Consider the following 473-nt stretch of genomic DNA (forward strand, 5'->3'; position numbering starts at 1 on the left):
CCACTCCCCTACTCTTTTGATGATCTGGCGTTCGTTGTTGCGTCGCTGCAATCCGCTGCGATCAAGGCTGGTGTGAGCGTTATCAAGGATAAACAGGCAGTCCTCAAGCAACTGTTGAGTCAGACGATCTTTATCAAGTGGATCAGCAGCTTGCGACAACTTCGTGAGAATCGAGCTTAACCAGCCGCTGAACAAAGCGTTCTGGCCGCAGTTCAGCGGCGCCATGAACAAACCCTCGAGCTTTGCCACTTGCAAACCATGCTCGCGGACGAAATCCGGACCGAACACCACAGCGATTTCCCGGTAGTTCTCCGGGGTGATCCAGATGTTGCGGCTCTCTTCGTTGAGCAGGTACAGCGCGTTGTCGCTGCGATCGAAACAGAACGCCAGAGCACCGGATGGCGCACTGAAATTCTGCTCGACCCGGGTGTTCATCTGTTCTTCGTAAACCTCGACGCCCTGCAGATCGAGAT

Annotated in this window: 1 pseudogene; it reads right to left on the reverse strand. The window is 54.5% G+C overall.

Annotated elements, in window-relative coordinates:
• Positions 1–473: pseudogene (locus tag J5M56_RS24955) on the reverse strand (AraC family transcriptional regulator); the annotation flags it as partial.

It is taken from the genome of Pseudomonas sp. 51_B, assembly GCF_017491595.1.
Lineage (GTDB): Bacteria > Pseudomonadota > Gammaproteobacteria > Pseudomonadales > Pseudomonadaceae > Aquipseudomonas > Aquipseudomonas promysalinigenes.